Source organism: Akkermansia sp. NBRC 115031 (assembly GCF_030268505.1).
Taxonomy (GTDB): Bacteria; Verrucomicrobiota; Verrucomicrobiia; order Verrucomicrobiales; family Akkermansiaceae; genus Akkermansia; species Akkermansia massiliensis.
Map to the genome: position 1 here is coordinate 1 of NZ_BSQU01000006.1, position 18,347 is coordinate 18,347.

Consider the following 18,347-nt stretch of genomic DNA (forward strand, 5'->3'; position numbering starts at 1 on the left):
GGCCCAGACTACGCTTTACACCTACAACGACCAGTTCCGGGTGTCCCTGGAGATCAAGCCCGATGGAGGGTACACGCGCTACGAGTACGATGACCAGGGCAGAACCGTGCTTTCCGCTGCTCCCTGGGCCGGAGGCGGTGAAAAGGGGACACGCACGACTTACGCCGACTTGCGCTTTAACGACTTCAGGCCCGCTACGGAAACCGAAGTAATTATTGCCGAGAATGGAGAAGAAACGGCGCTTCTCAAACGCACTTATACCTATGAAGACAGTCCGCAGGCCAGCCGCACGACCGTGACGGAAACCGCGCTGGGAAGCGACCAGGTTCATACCCGCGTGGAAGAGACTTATGGGGAGGCAGCGGAGTATCCCTACGCCCGGGGCAGGCGGAAGATGAGCCAGAGTATTGACGGGGTGCAAACCGTTTATACTTACGAAGCCACCGCGGAATACGGAGCCCTCCACAAGGTGACGGAGACCGTGCAGGCCAACGGAAGCATCGTTCCGGGACAAAGTACACGAAACGTGCAATACATCGCTGAAAACGGCGCCACTACCAGGAAAGAACAATACGTTCACACCGGAGAAGGCTGGTCGCTGATTGCCTCGGAGGACTATGAATATGATGACGAACAGAGGCTCGTCAAGACGACGAAGGGCAACGGCAGAGTCAGTACGACTGAGTGGATGTGCTGCGGCCCGTTGAGGGAAACCGACGAAGACGGCATCACCACCAGCTACGGCTACAACTCGGCCAAGCAGCTGGTGGAAACCATCCGCTCGGCGACAGAAACCACCCCTGAAATGATTACCTCCTACAGCTATGATGCGGCGGGAAGGACGATCGCCGTGCGGCGCGACGTGGGTCCGATGACGACGACGGAAAGGACGGAGTACGACGATCAGGGACGGGTCGTTTCCTCCATAGACCTACTGGGACGCACCACCCGAACCGAGTACGGCGAAGACGGACTCACCACTACTGCCACCACCCCGTCAGGCGCTACGCTAATCACTAAAAAGTACTATGATGGGACCACGCTCTGGCAGGGAGGAACCGGACAGCGCGAGATCGAAACCCGGCTGGAACTGACCGAAGAAGGCATCCTGACCACGACCTTGTCCAAGGGAGTTGTGCTGTCACGGTCTCTGGAAAACGGCTTTGGTCAGATCACCAGAGAAGAAACTCCCAATACCCAGGGAAAATTCATGGTCACTAGAAACACTTACAATAGTAAAGGATTGCTCGTGCATTCCCAGACGGAGGACATGGCTCCTACCCTCACAGACTACAATGAACTGGGAGAGATGATGAAGCAAACTGTCCTGCTGGATGAAGCGTACCCGCACGATCCCTCCGGCAACCGGATATCGGAAAGTTCCACCTGCTACCGGCTCCGGGAAGACGGCGTCTACCAGGTGCAGACTTCTACTACCTATAATGCGGATGGCCTTCCTCTCACCCAAACCACTGAGAGTATGGTTTCTCAGCTTGATCTCCTCCTGGAAAGCAAGACCATTTCCACGGACGTCTATGGACAGCAGAGCATCCAGTGGACGGAGTACACTGCTCCCGCCACACGGACTCAGTTCAACCGCATTCCTACTTCAACTATCGTAGCCGAGTCGTTAGCAATTGACGGAGTCACCGTAAGCCAAACGAATCATGCCGGGATTCATTCTTCACAGGAACGTTCTTATACCTCTACGGGAATGATTCTAAAACAGACCGATGCCAGGGGTAATGTGACGACGATTGAAACTGATACAGCCGGACGTTCCGTCAAAGTCACTGATCCTGCAGGTAACGTAACCACCACCAGCTACCTGCCCTGCTGCGACCATCCTGCCTGCATCACCGATGCCCTGGGAGGAACTACCTGCTATTCCTATGACATGCGCGGCAGAAAGACAGCCGAGTACGGCACGGACATCCAGCCGGCCTGTTTCGCCTACGACGAAGCCGACCATATGGTCTCATTGACCACCTTCCGAACGGATGCAGGTGAAATCACCACTGATCCTTCCGACCGCACCGACGGGGATACCACCACCTGGCTCTATGACGAGGCTACGGGGTTGGAATTGAACAAGACCTATGCCGACGGCTCCTGCATCTCCAAAACCTACGACCATCTCAATCGTCTCCAGACCCTGACTAAAGCCAGAGGGATCGTCACCACCCATGCCTACGCCCCGCTCACTGGGGAACTCGTCTCCGTCTCCCATAATGACGGCACACATCCATGGCTTTATTCGTACAACCACTTGGGTCAAATGACTTCTGTTCGGGACGCCTCGGGTATTCGAGACATCTCTTATAATATTTATGGAAGAATGTATCAAGAGACTTCCTTTGGACAGGTGGAAAGCTCCATTCAGGAAGAATACGATATCCTGGGACGTTCCAACGGATATTGGCTTATGCTCGGAAGCCGAACCGTGCAGCACTCCCATCTTGACTATGATTCCAAAGGTGCCATCATCGGCATGAATCTGGAAGGACTGGAGTCTGCCTTTACCTGGCAGTACGATCCAACCAGCGGTTTCCTCAATTACCTCACCTATCCCAACGGCATGGTCCGCCAAAACACCTACCATCCTAAACTGAACCTCCTGGCCACCATCGGGTACAGGAAGGGAGCGGATGGTGAATGGGCAACCTGCCATGAGTACGACTACGACGCCCTGGGGCGTCCCATTCAGCGACGTGATTCCTGGGATGTCGCCACTCCTGCCACTCTAAGAGATTTTACCTACAACAGCCGCAGCGAGCTGATTGAAGACCGCATCAGCCGGGGAGAAATCTTTATTTATTCCTACGACAACATCGGCAACCGCAAAACTGCCTGTGAACTGGAGGAAGAAGTATCCTACGAGTCCAACCGGCTCAACCAGTACACTCAAGTGACCAGAGAGAGTGAACCGTTTACCCCTTCCTTCGATGCCGACGGCAACCAAACCCGCATCAAGACCTCAACGGGCGTCTGGGAAGTCTCCTACGATGCCAACGACCGCCCCGTCGTCTTTACCAGAGGGGACGGACGGATCGTTGTTACTTGTAACTATGATTATATGGGACGTCGTTTTAACAAAAAGATTGTTACCAATGGAACGACCTCAAGCCATGTTTATTATCTATACCATAGTTATCTACAAATAGCCGAAATCAATTTGATGTATCCTAAGCCGATATTAGAAAAAAGCTATTTATGGGAATTGCACGGACTAACAGGCACGCGTCTCCTGATGATGACCAAATGGAAAGAGAACGAAACGGCAGTGAAAGAACATCTTTACTTCATGCACGATGCGATGAAAAATGTCACCTCCATCTTTGATGGACAGCAGATGAAAAGAGTCCAATACGAGTATGCTCCCTTCGGTAGTCTACTCATTACTAAGGGAGACATGGCCCGGGAAAACAAATTCAGATTCTCCTGTGAGTTCTCGGATGATGAATTAGGCCTTGTTTACTACAATTACCGCCATCTCAATCCCTTCGATGGCAGGTGGATCAATAGGGACCCGATTCAGGAAAAAGGAGGGTGGAATTTGTACAGAATAATAAAAAACATGATCAACATGGCATGGGATAGTCTTGGAATGGCAAGTTGTTCTGCTTTTGACCCTCAATTTGGTTACTCCACACCACCATGTTCACTTCGTAAAACGGAAGGATGGTCAGAAACCTGGCTTGATTTTGTTCGTTGGGTTGTCGCTGTGCACCCCGGTAAAACTGAGCACATAGAAAATTCAGAACAATCTTTGCTTATAAAGAATTCTTCCATAGGGAAAAAATTGATTGACGGATTTCTCAAAAAAAATAAAAATAGAAAGAAATGTTGGGAATGGGAAGGATATACGAATGTAAAATTAAAATTTGGCCCAAATGAATTTATCAGAGACCTACCCAATGGTCGAGCCCATTTTGTAGGAAGTGGTCGCGGTGATGTTTCTCTTGAAGTGGATTTAAAATTAAGTAAAATTATTGCCCATTTTCAAGTAGAAAATACAACGTCTCTTACATCATTTTTATATGGTATAGGACCCGAACTTAAATATTCAGGTCCCTTGGGAAATTGGAAACAAACCTATAGATGGAGTATTTCCTATTCGTGTTGCTTAAAAGATATGCCTGAAGAAATAAAAATACAGTACCAAATTGATGATATTTTAAAAAATACATTCCCCTATAATTTACCAGAACATTTCCAACCGACTAGCATTTGTCTTCCTTTTTAAAAATTATGAAAATAATAAAATACTTTGCTGTAATAATATTATTATTGATTACTGTTTTTATAATTGGACATAGTATTCTATTTTGTCCGTCTTTGGAAGATCCGTTTAATCTATATGGCCGCAATATTTACAAAGACTATTATTTATATTATTTTCGAGAGGGAGATATGTATGTCTTGTGGAAAAAGTATTCTCCATTACCTGGTATCCCCTTCAATCAGGCAGTTTCTTGTATTTATCAAAATGATATTCATACTATATTCGTCTGTATAGACAATGAATGGTACGAAGTTGATATGATGAATGATAATATTAAAAAGGTATCTGAAAATACGTTAATTCAACATCCTATTCCTCCACATATTTTCTATAAACAATTGTAATAGTCATCCAATAAATCGAATCAATATAAAAAATTCGAAAATATACAAAATATTCTTGTTGTGTCAATTATCCTACATTAGATGATGAGATTGAAATTTTGTACGCTTGTGATGCTTCTCTTATTCAATCACCAGACAAATACAGATTAAACAACTGAATCAGTACAAGATTAAAATAAATAATTCCGTTTTTGTTTCACAATGGCACCATTCTTGCAGACCATGCAAAAGTTGTTGATAAAATCATGGGAAAATTTATTCCAAGTTTCGCACGGACGGATTAGCTTACATGATATCGAAAGGTGGTGTGCACCTATAGATACAAAAAAGAGGGTCAAAAGAATTGGCATGTTGCCGGTCCTTCTCTTTAGCACGTTGCTTTTTCCATGATAAAAGTAAAGTGCCGTCTGGAAAAACAAAGAAAAGATAATACACGTATTTTATTTCCCTTGAAAAAACATTTCCGGACTGGACCTTGTTTCCTTCCTACATGGTAACGCCGTTTCGAAAAAATCCGGAACGGCGTTGCCAATGTTACGGCTATTTACCCTCGTCCAACTCGCGGCGGATGTATTCCGCCGTGGGGGAGTTCTTTTTGGCTATCTGCTCCGGGGTTCCTTCCGCCACGATGGTTCCTCCGGCTTCACCGGGGCCGGGGCCCATGTCGATGATGTAGTCCGCCTCCGCCATGATTTCCGTGTTGTGTTCGATGACGATGACCGTGTTTCCCTGGTCCGCCAGGCGGTGCAGCACGTCGATGAGCAATCTCACGTCCCGCGGATGCAGGCCGATGGAGGGTTCCTCAATGAGGTACAGGTCACCGGGCAGTTCCTTGCCCTTCATCAGGGCGTTCCGGCTGACGCGCCGACCCTTGATGAGCTCCGTCACCAGCTTGAGCCGCTGAGCCTCCCCGCCGGAGAGCGTATTGGAAGCCTGCCCCAAGGTTAGATAGCCCAAGCCGGTTTCCGCCAGCAGTTTGAGCGGGTCTGAGATGCGGGGCTGGCTTTCAAAGAATTCCGCCGCTTCCGCAAAGTCCATCTGGAGCACGTCCGCAATGGTTTTCCCCTTGTACCTCACGGTCAGGGTGGCGGCATTATAGCGCTTGCCCCGGCAGGTTTCACACGGCACGTAGCAGGGGGGCAGGAAGTCCATTTCCAGCTTTTGCATGCCCGTGCCCTTGCAGGATTCACAGTTACCCTGCCCCGTGTTGAAGGAAAAGCGGCCGCGGTCGAAGCCCAGTCTGCGAGCGTCCGCCGTCTGCGCGAACAGGGTCCGGATATCGTCCAGAAAGCCCACGTAGGTGGCCGGAGTAGAACGTGGCGTCTTGCCGATGGGGCTCTGATCCACACCGTACACCATGCGGATGGTGTCAAAGCCGGAGGAGGTTTTCCACAGCTTTTTCTGGTCCCGAGTGAGCTTGTCGCCGATGGCCTGGCGCGCCGCCAGCCGGATGGTTCCCGTCATCAGGGAGGTTTTCCCCGCGCCGGATACGCCGGTAAGCACCGTCAGCCGCCCCTTGGGAATGGCCACGTTCACGTCCTTCAGGTTGTGCAGGCAGCAGCCCTCCACCCTCAGCCATGCGGATTCATCCTTTTTAGCCGGAATCCTGCGCCTTTTCCCGCGGTAGGGATGGCGCGGCTTATGATGCAGGGCTGCGCCCGTGACGGAGTCCGGCATGGCTGCCAGTTCCTCAAAGGTGCCCTGAGCCATAATCCTGCCGCCATGGATGCCGGCTCCCGGCCCCATGTCCACAATGTGGTCCGCACGCTTCATGGTGTCTTCATCATGTTCCACTACCAGCAGGGTGTTGCCCCGGCGCTTGAGTTCATCCAGTGTACCCAGCAGCAGTTCGTTGTCCCGCGGATGCAGGCCGATGGTGGGTTCATCCAGCACGTAAAGCACGCCGCGCAGGTGGGAACCCAGCTGGGATGCCAGGCGGATGCGCTGGGTTTCCCCGCCGGAAAGCGTCGTGGCGCTGCGGTCCAGGGAGAGGTAGCCCAGCCCCACCCGCTGGAGGAAGTTGAGGCGCTGCGTGATTTCCGCCACCACGTCACGGGCAATGAGAGCTTCCTCCCGTTCAAATTTCCATCCTTTGACCAGTTCCGCGGCGGCTACGGCAGGCAGGGAGGCGATTTCACCGGGAGTCACTCCCTGAAGCCGCACGGCGCGCGCAAATTCATTCAAACGCACTCCCTGGCAGGCGGGGCAGGTTTTCACCCCTTTGTCATCGTCCGCCTGCCGCGCCAGTTCCTTGTCATATTTCAGTTCGGCTTCCAGCAGAGATTGCGCCTGGTCTTCCTTCATCTTTCCCTTGCCCACGATGCCATGCCCGCGGCACACAGGGCACCACCCGCGTGGAGAGTTGAAGGAGAACGTGTACGGTTCCAGTTCCGGGAAAGATTGCCCGCAGGAGGCGCACGCAAGCTTGGTCCCCATCAACTCCGGCCGGCTGGAACCGGGCGGAAGCACTTGCAGGAACCCTTCCCCCATTTCCAGCGCGGCATGCACCGCTCCGGCAAGTTTTTCCGGGGTCCAGGAGGCCTCCGGACGTGAAACGACCAGGTCCAGGTCATGGCTGGAATAACGGTCCAGCGGCTGGAATCCGCTCAAGGGGACCAATTTGCCGTCCACCCACATTTCCTCATATCCCTTTCCTTCCGCCCAGCGGGCCAGGTCCGCGTAATGCCCTTTGCGTCCCCTGACGAGGGGAGCCAGCAAGGCCAGACTGCCGTGTTTTTTCAGCTGCCGCACCACCAGCTCCACCACTTCGGACTCCGATCTTTTGCCCACCGGCACGCCGCACTGCGGGCAGTAGGCCTGCCCCAGCTTGGCATATAGCAGACGCATGAATTGCCAGATTTCCGTCACGGTGCCCACAGTGGATTTGGTGCCGCCGCGGGACATGTTCTGTTCAATGGCCACCGTGGGGGGCAATCCGGTCAAGCGGTCAATGTCAGGGCTTTCCAGTTGTTCCGTGAATTGCCGGGCGTACGGGGACATGACGTCCATGAAACGCCGCTGCCCTTCCGCAAAAAAGATGTCGAAGGCCAGGGAGCTTTTCCCGGAGCCGGAGAGCCCGGTCAGCACGGTCATTTCTCCGCGCGGCACGTCCAGGTCCACGTTTTTCAGGTTATGGTGGCGCGCTCCCCGCAGGGCCATCACGCCTTCCGGTATGTCCACGTCAGCGGATTCCGGCATGGCGGCGTCCGCCGGATCGTAAACGGAAGGACGCCCTTCCAGCACATCCCGGAGGTATTTGCCCGTATATCCCTTCCCGGAGGCTACAATTTCCTCCGGCGTTCCCGTGGCTACCACATGGCCGCCGCCTGCGCCGCCTTCCGGCCCCAGGTCGATCACGTAGTCCGCGGATTTGATAAATTCCGGGTTGTGCTCGATGACCAGCAGGGTGTGCCCCTGCTCCACCAGTTCCCGGAACACGGCCAGCAGAATTTCAATATCGGCAAAGTGAAGTCCCGTTCCCGGCTCGTCCAGAATCAGCATCTTGGGGCTGTTCGCGCCGGATCCAATCTGGTCCAGCAGGATTTTAGCCAGCTTCAACCGCTGGTTTTCCCCGCCGGAGAGAGTGTTCAGCGGCTGCCCCAGGGTCAGGTGCCCCAGCCCTACGCGCTGAAGCACGCCCAGCTTGGAAGCAATGCGGGAGGCCTTGGCCCCTTTTTCCGCTCTGAAGTATTCCAGCGCGGCCGCCACCGTCATGCCGAGCACGTCCGCAATGTTCCTGCCGTCGCGGTACACGCTCAGCACTTCACTTCCGTACCGGGAGCCGTGGCACAGCGGGCACTGCACGAAGATATCTGAAAGAAATTGCATTTCCACCTTTTCACTCCCCATGCCCATGCAGCGCGGACAGCGGCCGTCGCCGCTGTTGAAGGAGAAAAAACCGGGCTTCATGCCGCGCGCACGGGCCGTTTCCGTCTCCGAGAAGAGGGAACGTATTTCTTCAAAGACCCCGGCATAAACGGCAGGAGTGGAGCGCGGGGTCCGGACGATGGGACTCTGGTCCACCATCACCACTTCATCCAGTTGTTCCCAGCCCTTGATGGATTTGACATGGGCGGGTTCATCCTCGCATACGGCCCCTTTTTCCACCAGAGCGTTCAGGTACAGCACGTCGTGCGCCAGGGTGCTTTTTCCAGACCCGCTGACGCCGGTCAGGCAGGTGAAGACGCCCAGAGGCACTTTCACGTCCAGCTTGTGCAGGTTGTGGCGCGTGGCGCCGGATACGGTCAGAAATTGACGCGGCTTGCGCCTCTTTTTAGGCACCGCGATGCGCCGCCTGCCGGAAAGGAACGCCCCCGTCAGGGAGTCCGCAACTTCCCCAATCCGGGCAGGTTCTCCGGAATAAACCAGTTTTCCCCCCTCCCGGCCAGAGCCGGGCCCCATGTCCACCAGGCTGTCCGCGGCACGCATCACCGCTTCCTCATGCTCCACTACCACCAGCGTATTCCCGCGCTTTTTAAGCCGGTTCATGGCGGAAATCAAACGGGAAGTGTCGCGGGGGTGGAGCCCTACGGTGGGTTCATCCAGCACAAACAGGGTATCCGTCAGGGAAGCGCCCAGGCAGGTCGTCAAGCTCACGCGTTCAATCTCCCCGCCGGAAAGGGAGCGCGTGGGACGGTCGGACGTCAAGTAGCCGAGACCCACTTCATGCAGATATTCCAGGCGGCTTCTGAGTTCCGCCACGGCATGCTTCAAGCCGGGGTCTTCATCCGCGCGCGGCGTGACGTATTGATCCACCCAGGCCAGGAGTTCGTCCATGGGCATCCCGGAGAGTTCCGGCATGCTTCTGCCGCCCACCTTGAATTGCAGGGCTTCCGGCCTCAGGCGCAAGCCATGGCAGGAGGGGCATTCCTGATAGGTGCGGAAACGGCTCAGGTACACCCGCACATGCATTTTATGCGTGCGGCTTTCCAGGTACCTGAAAAAGCCCGCAATGCCGTACCACAGGCCTTGTTCATACATTTCATCCGGATCCTCTCCGTCCCCGTACAGCAGCCAGTCCCGTTCCCACTGTTTCAAATCCTTCCACGGTACATCAAGACGAACTTTGCGGGCATTTTTGCGCCAGCCGCGCATCAGGTCCTTCTTGCATTCGGAAAACACCTTGCTTTCCCCTTCAAAAATATGGATGGCCCCGTCATTGACGCTGAGCTCCGGCTTGATGCACCGGTTGTAGTCAATGGTGATCACGCGGCCATAGCCGCGGCACTCCGGGCATGCCCCCAGGGGGGAATTGAAGGAGAACAATCCGGGCCGCGGCTCCATCAGCGGATGCCAGTCCCCGCGGAATTTCATGGCGGGCAGCCAGATGCCGTCCACGCGGGGAATCACATGGGCCACGCCGCCACCCAGGCGCATGGCCGTTTCCAGCGCTTCCAGCCTGCGCTCCCGCTGGTCTTCCGCCAGCTTCACGCGGTCTTGAATCACCAGTAAAGGAGCCCCGTCTTCCAGGGTACATTCCTCGTCCTCCAGCCGGAGGGCCTCTCCATGCGCAAAGGCGCGCAAATACCCCTGCGCCACCAGGTTCCTTTTCAGCGTGGGCAGGTCCACGGATTCGGGCCGCGCCACTTCCAGGCAAACCATCACCTCCGTTCCGGAAGGAAATTCCTCATGCAGCTTTTCATCAATGGAGCCGGGTGTTTCCGGCTTGATTTCCCGTCCGGTTTCCGGATCTATCCCCACGGCCAGACGGGCGAAAACGAATTTCCAGTAATCGTTCAGCCCTGTCATGGTTCCCACCGTGGAGCGGGACGTCCTGACGGAGTTGCGCTGATGCAGGGCGATGGCCGGAAGAATGTTCTCCACGGCGTCCACGTCCGGCTTGTCCATACGGTCCATGAACTGGCGCACGTACGGGGAAAAGGTTTCCATATAACGCCTCTGCCCTTCCGCATACAGCGTGTGCATGGCCAGACTCGTTTTCCCCGATCCGGAAGGTCCCGTCACCACCGTCAGCCGCCCCAGGGGAATGTCCACATCCACATTCTGCAAATTATGCTCACGGGCGCCGCGGATGCGGATGCGCCCATCCTCACAATGACTCATAGGGTGATTATATCATCAATTTGGAATCATTCCAAGAGAAGTACCTGTCATGAACCATGGGCCACCACACGGTTCCACAACAAAACCGGCCAAGAAAAAGTTTACGTTTATCCTCTTTCCCAACTGATCGTCTGCCTCTTTCCATGTATGACGCAGCCGGAATGCAATGGCATGCAGCCTCCCGTTTCATGCCTAGTGCTCAAGCGCCGGCTTACATGCTCATGCACGGGCATTCTTCAATTAATGCAGGCAAAATTTCCTCCTCCGGACAGGAACGGAAGTCTTCCGGAACCGGAAGTATCATGGCCGGAGGACCGCCTTCCGGAATCTCCATGGAAGGCAGCCGCACGGGCAACATTTTTCCGGGGCGCCTGTTCCATGAATAAGACCGGCCATGATCGTTCCCATCAATCCGGATGAACACGGCCCTTCCGGCACGAATCATCTGGCTGTCCTGTTTGATCTCCACGTCTATCAATGCTCCTTTCAACGCGGAGCATCGAATCTCCAAGGAGACGGAAGAAAACCTTTTCCGGCTCGTAACCGCGTACATGAATGGGGAAGGAAGAAAACTCTTTCCCCTTTCTTCCAAAGGGTAACAATAATAGGTGATGGATTCTATGTCCGAAATCCACCTTCCATGAACATATTGTTCCCGGTCCGGCCTGAGCCAGGGAAACAGGTATTCCACGGAAGCATCCAGAAGCGCCGTTTTCCTGTTCCTCAACGAAAGCCTCATCCATTTGAAAAACAACTGTTCATCATCACAATAACGGCGCAAGAGCCAATAGGCTCCCAGAACGGCCATGCATCGGTTGATGAGGACGGCGTTCTCCCCGTTCCCTCCATCGCCCAGCCATGTTTCCTTCATCGCACCGGAAGCGTTGCAAATCACATGGAAACGCAAAGAACGCTGCGGATCTACCCTATCCAGCATATCATCCAGAATATCCTTTTGCCGCGCCTCCACGATGCACTCCGCCAGTGAGAAAAACTTCCCCCCGTTCTCCAACCCGTGAACCATGCTGGAAAATCCGGCATTTTCCAGCCGCACCATGCCCGCCTTCGGCAGGTAAGAAGCGTCATGTTCCATCACCAGGCGCGTTCCCCGAATTTCATCGGGCATCCTCTCCATCAGGATGCGGTACGCTGAAAAGCCGACGGCGCAAACGGTCAGCACCGCACATCCCATCCCCAAAAGAGGCTTCATTCCGCCTTCATACCACAAGCAAGAGCCTCCGCACAGGAATTTCCGTTAACATTCAGATAACAATCCGACTCTGAATGGAACCTCCCTCCATTACTATTTATGTTTCTCCCACCCTCCCAAATTTATTCCGCACAGGGTAACATCCACGGAATCCGTTCCCTCGGGCCATGGGACAACAAGCCTGTAACCGTCCGCATAAGGCACCTTCCGGGAAGCTCCGGGAGTGGAATGAGTATACAGAGCAATGCGCATTTCATTCCCCTTCATGGAAACTTCCGCATACAAATCCCCGTGGTAATGGGAATCAAGTTCAAAATGCATGAAAAGGTTGCCGTCCTCATCAATCCCCTCGGACAGCAAATTCACTTCCTGCTGTTTTACGGCGCCGTTTTCCTGGCAGCCGGCCATCATGCAAACAGCCGGCAGAAAAAGGGCCGGCCCGGCGGAATGGAATACTCCGTACATGCTCATTCTCTCCTTTCCCTTATACACTCCTACAGGGAAAAGGGAGAGGCAAGGAAAAACGGAAGGAAGACAGAATGATGCCGCCCAAATCCAACCTATTACGTCATCATCAAAGCAAATGGAGGGCCGTGCTTGCAATTCTTCCGGCAGCCGCTAGTATTTTTCGATTCTTAGACCGCTGAAAGCGACTCTACCTCGTCAATTTTCAACAAGACAAAGATGATTAAGTGGATTCTAACCAAGATTGTCGGTACCAAAAACCAGCGTGAAGTGCGCCGTCTGCGCCCCATTGTGGAACAAATCGTCTCCATTGAAGAATCATGGAACGGCAAGGGTCAGGATTTCCTGCTTGAAAAAACGAAGGAATGGCAGGGCTATCTTCACCGCTTCCTCCCCATGGAGCTTCCCCCCGTGCGCATTGTGGAAGCCGCTCCCAGGGAAGAGCTGGAGGAAATAGCCGCCAAGCTGAACGCACGCTTTGAATCCCTGAAAGACGAATTTGCCGCCCTCCCCACGGTGGAAGCCACTCCCGCCTCCATTGAAGAGGGGAAGGCCGCCTGGAACAACATCACCCCCCAGTTTGACAAGCTGCGCGAACGCTACCTGAACCAGATCCTGCCGGAAGCCTTTGCCGCCGTCAAACACGGCGCCCGGCTGCTCTGCGGGGAAGAACGCGATATCTGCGGACAAAGACAACTGTGGGACATGGTCCACTTTGACGTGCAGCTGCTGGGCGGCATCGCCCTGCACCGCGGCTACATTGCGGAAATGGCCACGGGGGAAGGCAAAACGCTTGTCGCCACCCTTCCCGTATACCTGAACGCGCTGACTGGCATGGGCGTGCACGTGGTGACCGTGAACGACTACCTGGCGCGCCGCGACTCCGAATGGATGGGGATGCTCTTCCAGTTCCTGGGGCTGACGGTCGGCTGCATCCAGAGCATGATGCCCTCCCAGCTGCGCCGGGAGCAATATGCCTGCGACATCACTTACGGCACCAACGCCGAATTCGGCTTCGACTACCTGCGCGACAACGGCATGGCGACCTCCAAATCCGAGCAGGTGCAACGCGGGCACTACTTCTCCATTGTGGACGAAGTGGACTCCATCCTTATCGACGAGGCCCGTACGCCCCTCATCATTTCCGGTCCCGCGGTCGTCACCCGGGAACAGCAGTACGATACCCTGCGCCCCGCCATTGAACGCGTGGTGAAAGCGCAGACGGACCTTTGCAACGAGCTCATGTCCCAGGCCCTGAAAGCCCAGGAGGAAGGCCGCACGGAAGAAGTGGGCCGCTGCCTGTTCAAGGTGAAGACAGGCCAGCCCCGCCACCGCGCCTTCCTGCGCGCCATGCAGGATCCCGAGCTGCGCCGCATCGTGGAAAAATATGAACTGACCCTTTACCAGGATACGCGCAAAAAGGAACTCTACAAGCTGAAGGAGGAAATGTTCTTCACCGTGGATGAAAAGACCCACGACGCCGACCTGATGGAAAAAGGCCGTGAAGTCATCTCCCCCGGCCACCCGGAGGACTTCGTGCTGCCGGACCTGGGAACCGCCTTTGCGGAAATGGATGAAGACCCCCGCATGACGGAAAAGGACAAGCTGCGCCGCAAGAATGAACTGACCAAGCAGCTTGATGAAACGGGAGCACGCCTGCACACCACCTCCCAGCTGCTGAAAGCCTACTGCATTTACGAAAAAGACGTGGAATACGTCGTCAAGGAAGGCAAGGTTATCATCATTGACCAGAACACGGGCCGCGAAATGCCGGGGCGCCGCTGGAGCGACGGACTGCACCAGGCCGTGGAAGCCAAGGAAGGCGTGGAAGTGGAGCGTGAAAACCAGACCTACGCGACCATCACTATCCAGAACTACTTCCGCCTGTACAAAAAACTGGCGGGCATGACCGGCACGGCGGAAACGGAAGCCGCGGAATTCCATGACATTTACAAGCTGGACGTCCTCCCCATCCCGACCAACCGCCCCTGCATCCGCAAGGACCAGAACGACCTTATCTTCAAATCCCGCCGTGAAAAATTCAACGCGGTGATCAACAAAATTCAGGAACTCCATGATAAAGGCCAGCCCATCCTGATTGGCACGGCCAGCGTGGACGCCTCTGAAACGCTCTCCCGCATGCTCAAGAGGGCCAAAATCCCCCATGAAGTGCTGAATGCTAAAAACCACCAGCGCGAAGCGGAAATCGTGGCGCTGGCCGGCAAGCGCGGAGCCGTCACCGTCTCCACCAACATGGCGGGCCGCGGTACGGACATCAAGCTTGGCGAAGGCGTGGCCGACCTCGGCGGCCTCTTCGTCCTGGGTACGGAACGCCATGAATCCCGCCGCATTGACCGCCAGCTGCGCGGCCGCTGCTCCCGCCAGGGAGACCCCGGCGCCTCCCAGTTCTTCATCTCCTTTGAAGACGACCTGATGCGCAACTTCGGCGCGGCGGAACGCATGACGAAGATGATGGAACGCCTGGGCGTGGCCGACGGCGAAGCCCTGGAACACAGCTTCCTGAACAAATCCGTGGAATCCGCCCAAAAACGCGTGGAACAGCGCAACTACATGTGGCGCAAGCACGTGCTGGACTATGACGACGTCATGAACAAGCAGCGTGAAATCGTTTACGGCTACCGGAATGAAGTGCTTTCCACGGAAAACCCGCGGGAAATGATTTACGACATTCTGGAAGAAGTAATCGCCACCCGCGCCCATGAATTCCTGGATCCGGACTCGGAAGGCCTGACCCATCCGGACGAACTGCTCGCCTGGATGAACTCCTCCTTCCCGCTGGGACTGACGGCGGACGCCGCCAAGCTGGAAGAACGCCAGATGGATGACACCATCGCCTTCCTCATTGACAAGGTCAAGGCCACTTATGAAGACAAGGCTTCCCGCGAACGTCCGGAATACCTGGACCACATGGAACGCCAGATCATCCTGGGGGCTATTGATAAAATGTGGCAGGAGCACCTGTACAACATGGACTCTCTGCGGGAAGGCGTTCGCCTCCGCGCCCAGGGCCAGAAGGATCCCCTGGTGGAATACAAGTCTGAAGCCTACGACCTGTTCGTTACCCTGATGGAAAGCATCAAGGGTGAAGCCATCGGCAACCTCTTCAAGAGCACCACCAACCTGGATGCGTTTGAAGACTTCCTGGCCAGCCTGCCCCAGTTTGATTCTTCCGATGAAAATCAGGAAGACGGCGCCAACCTGCCGGAAATAGGTTTTGACGGCATGCCCAGCGACCTGCTCTCCGCCCTGCGGGAACAAGTCTCCCGTGCACGGGAACACCAGTCCGCACAACAGCCGGAACAGGAAGAAGCTCCAGCCGTCATTTCCGACGCCACCACCATTGGGGAAGGCTATCAGCCCGCTGTGGCGGAACCCAAGCTGGTCATGCCCAGGCGCAAGGTCAGCGTCGTGCTCCGCAAGGAGGGAGCCGCCCAGGCGCCGGCGGAAACGCCTGCCGCCGGCGATGAAGAAGAAATCGCCGTCACTCTTGACTCCCAGGACTTCGCGGAAACCATGGACAACCGGGATTCCGCCGATACCCGCACGTTCTAAAACATTACGCATCACTTACAGGACGGAGGAAACGGATACAGCCGTTCCCTCCGTCTTCAAGCTTCCGGGCCGCCCTTGACCACGCTCCCTCCCAACAAATCCACCAACGTCCGTTCCGTGCTGGAGTACGTCCCGTACTTCAGGGACAAAATCTTTGCCGTGCATGTGGAACGCCCCCTGGTGGATTCCGAAGAGCTGGTGGACGCATTGCTGGACCTGGACGCTCTTCAGGAAATAGGCGTCAGGCCCGTGCTGATAGTGGAAGGAACGGACGCCTCCGCGCTGTACGAACACACGCGCGTTTGTGAAATGCGCTCCGCCTTGGTGGAAGCGCCGTTGAAAGGCGGTCAGCTTGTCCGGGAAAGAGTCCGGGAAATCCTGGGGAGGCATCAGATCCCCGTGGTGGCCTCCGGCCGTTCCGGCTCCTTTGACCCGGAATCCGTCCGTATGGCATTCAGTCTGGGAGCCTCCAAATACATCGCCCTGCTCAACGACCATAAGGTTCCCTCCCGTGACGGACGCCCCATTGCCGCCATTCTGGAATCGGAAGTGGCGGGCCTGGAAGGAGAAGTAACCCACCGGGAACTACTGGACCAGGCGGCTGAGGCCTGCCGGACGGGAATCCCCCGGGTACACCTGCTGGACGGCAAAATGCGAGGCGTACTGGTGGAGGAACTCTTCTCGGAAGAAGGCGTAGGCACCATGGTCCACACGGACTCCTACCGGGAAATACGCCCCTTGAAGGAGGAGGACATTCCGGAGCTCCTCTCCATGATCGCCCGCTCCGTAGTGGACTCCAAGCTGGTCAACCGGAACTATGAGGACATCGCCGCCAGAATGGATGACTACTACGTGCTGACTCTGGACGACAGCATCGTGGGCTGCGTTGCCGTCTATCCCTACCCGAAGCACCGCAGCGCGGAACTGGGCTGCCTGTACATCAAGCACCGCCATGAAGGCCGCGGCTATGGCCGCGCCCTGTGTGAATTCGCCAAAAGAAAAGCGGAGGAAATGGGCATGGAATTTATCTTCGCCCTCTCTCAAAGCGCCGTCCACTACTTCCGGGACCGCATGCACTACGCGGAATTCTCCCGTGACTGCCTCCCTCCGGAACGCCTGCGCGCCCTGGAACTCAGCGGCCGCAAATCCGGGGTTTTTGGACTGAGACTTAAATAAAAACGCGCTTTACCTGTTTATTCAACTTCAGTAGCTTCGCCATTCTCGCGTCTATTGACTGGAATTGAGGAAATCTCTTATTTTCTGACGGTTCTTCTTTACCGTTTGCCCCCATGAAGACCATTCCCCAAATAGGAGCGAATACAGGGCAGGCCATCTAGGTATTCCTTCAACTTTCCAGGTTGACGTTCATTGCAACTCACGAGTCATTATTCATTGAGATTTTTATGAAAGTTTTTATAACTAGTCTCATATAAAAAATCTTACGCCTCTCTTATAGATTTTCATTGAATAATTAGCGCAGACAACTAGTTAGTTTTAACTTAAATAACAATTATCAAATATATGCGACACATATACCGGGGGGAAATCGGGGAGATCAAGTGGCGCAATGCTCGCATGTCTTGTGCCTATGCCCTGATGGCCATGCGGACCAAGGCGGGTATTTCTCGGAAGATGATGGCTGCGGCTCTTGGATATTCTTCTCGGTGTATTTTCGTCCATCGAAATGGCAAACAACGAAAAGATCCATATGCCTGCCCTCCTGAAATACGTGGAGGTGACGGGATTGCCTTTCAAGGTGTCAACCGTTCCGAAGAAGAGGAAACCAGGAACTTCCAGAAAAAAATGACAGTTTGAGGAACAGGTTTTCTTGCAATAGCCCAAAAACGGAACGTTTTTTCGTGGAAAGGCGAATGCTATTTTTCCAATTGCGAACACAGTGGATTTGTCTTTGTGGGGTGGGTTATATAATATTTGCCGAGGACAGTGAGGAGGGCTGGTAGCGCAGGAGAGGGGATGGCACTGGGATGGACTTTTGTCCTAGGCTTTACAGGTTTTCGCAACACGCTCTTGCGAGATTTCCTTCCCTTCGGTACGGAAGACACGGCAATAACCCTACCGTCTTCCAACTGAACCTTGAAGGGGAAGCCCGTCACCTCCACATACTTCAGAACGGCGGCCATGCTCATCTTGTCATTGGTCGCGCTTTCAATCGCGGAAATGCGCGGCTGGGAACAATCGAGTGCCGCAGCCATCATATTCTGCGAAATTCCTGCCTTGACGCGCATATGGGCAAGAGCCGAGGAAACGGTGGAAGCGGCAGCGATCCGTTTGGCTTCCTCCATGATCTCGGGCGATACACAGTCTCTCAGGTCATCTTCGACCGTTGCATAACGCTTGTTCTTTGACAGATCGATCGGAACGTATTCTTTATTTTCCATGGTTACAG

General features: G+C 54.8%; 8 protein-coding genes. 4 read left to right on the top strand and 4 right to left on the bottom strand.

Annotation, left to right across the window (positions count from 1 at the left end; all coding sequences use genetic code 11):
• Nucleotides 1-40 precede the first annotated feature (40 nt).
• On the top strand, nucleotides 41-4,246 hold the full coding sequence (locus QSJ36_RS08815) for an RHS repeat-associated core domain-containing protein (RefSeq protein ID WP_285468318.1): 4,206 nt from the start codon (nucleotides 41-43) through the stop codon (nucleotides 4,244-4,246).
• A 923-nt stretch (nucleotides 4,247-5,169) separates the two neighbouring features.
• On the opposite strand, the gene uvrA is transcribed toward QSJ36_RS08815, so the two are convergent.
• The 3 genes from uvrA to QSJ36_RS08830 all read right to left on the bottom strand — a co-directional run bounded on the left by uvrA (nucleotide 5,170) and on the right by QSJ36_RS08830 (nucleotide 12,313).
• On the bottom strand, nucleotides 5,170-10,692 hold the full coding sequence (gene uvrA, locus QSJ36_RS08820) for an excinuclease ABC subunit UvrA (RefSeq protein WP_285468319.1): 5,523 nt from the start codon (nucleotides 10,690-10,692) through the stop codon (nucleotides 5,170-5,172).
• A 211-nt stretch (nucleotides 10,693-10,903) separates the two neighbouring features.
• Nucleotides 10,904-11,902: a hypothetical protein gene (locus QSJ36_RS08825; protein WP_285468320.1), complete on the bottom strand. Its 999-nt coding sequence runs from the start codon at nucleotides 11,900-11,902 to the stop codon at nucleotides 10,904-10,906.
• A gap of 93 nt (nucleotides 11,903-11,995) precedes the next feature.
• Nucleotides 11,996-12,313: a hypothetical protein gene (locus tag QSJ36_RS08830; protein ID WP_146019629.1), complete on the bottom strand. Its 318-nt coding sequence runs from the start codon at nucleotides 12,311-12,313 to the stop codon at nucleotides 11,996-11,998.
• A 273-nt stretch (nucleotides 12,314-12,586) separates the two neighbouring features.
• Here QSJ36_RS08830 and secA point away from each other — a divergent pair, with 273 nt between their 5' ends.
• From secA to QSJ36_RS08845, 3 genes are all read left to right on the top strand, one after another.
• A complete protein-coding gene (gene secA / locus QSJ36_RS08835) occupies nucleotides 12,587-15,940 on the top strand; it encodes a preprotein translocase subunit SecA (protein WP_102726697.1) in 3,354 nt (1,117 codons plus the stop codon).
• A 75-nt stretch (nucleotides 15,941-16,015) separates the two neighbouring features.
• On the top strand, nucleotides 16,016-17,116 hold the full coding sequence (locus QSJ36_RS08840; protein ID WP_102721467.1) for a GNAT family N-acetyltransferase: 1,101 nt from the start codon (nucleotides 16,016-16,018) through the stop codon (nucleotides 17,114-17,116).
• A 399-nt stretch (nucleotides 17,117-17,515) separates the two neighbouring features.
• Nucleotides 17,516-17,755 carry a hypothetical protein gene (locus tag QSJ36_RS08845; protein ID WP_146021077.1) on the top strand — a complete coding sequence of 80 codons (240 nt, stop codon included), beginning with the start codon at nucleotides 17,516-17,518 and terminating at the stop codon, nucleotides 17,753-17,755.
• A 59-nt stretch (nucleotides 17,756-17,814) separates the two neighbouring features.
• Here the strand turns inward: QSJ36_RS08845 and QSJ36_RS08850 are convergent, their stop codons facing one another.
• The gene (locus QSJ36_RS08850; protein ID WP_285468328.1) at nucleotides 17,815-18,339 is read right to left on the bottom strand and encodes a helix-turn-helix transcriptional regulator; all 525 of its coding nucleotides are present in this window, start codon (nucleotides 18,337-18,339) and stop codon (nucleotides 17,815-17,817) included.
• Nucleotides 18,340-18,347 lie beyond the last annotated feature (8 nt).

Excerpts from the sequence above, each read along its gene's own strand:
- uvrA (WP_285468319.1), bottom strand. The coding sequence starts at position 10,692 with ATGAGTCATTGTGAGGATGGGCGCATCCGCATCCGCGGCGCCCGTGAG.
- QSJ36_RS08825 (WP_285468320.1), bottom strand. The coding sequence starts at position 11,902 with ATGAAGCCTCTTTTGGGGATGGGATGTGCGGTGCTGACCGTTTGCGCC.
- QSJ36_RS08830 (WP_146019629.1), bottom strand. The coding sequence starts at position 12,313 with ATGATGGCCGGCTGCCAGGAAAACGGCGCCGTAAAACAGCAGGAAGTG.
- secA (WP_102726697.1), top strand. The coding sequence starts at position 12,587 with ATGATTAAGTGGATTCTAACCAAGATTGTCGGTACCAAAAACCAGCGT.
- QSJ36_RS08845 (WP_146021077.1), top strand. The coding sequence starts at position 17,516 with ATGTCTTGTGCCTATGCCCTGATGGCCATGCGGACCAAGGCGGGTATT.
- QSJ36_RS08850 (WP_285468328.1), bottom strand. The coding sequence starts at position 18,339 with ATGGAAAATAAAGAATACGTTCCGATCGATCTGTCAAAGAACAAGCGT.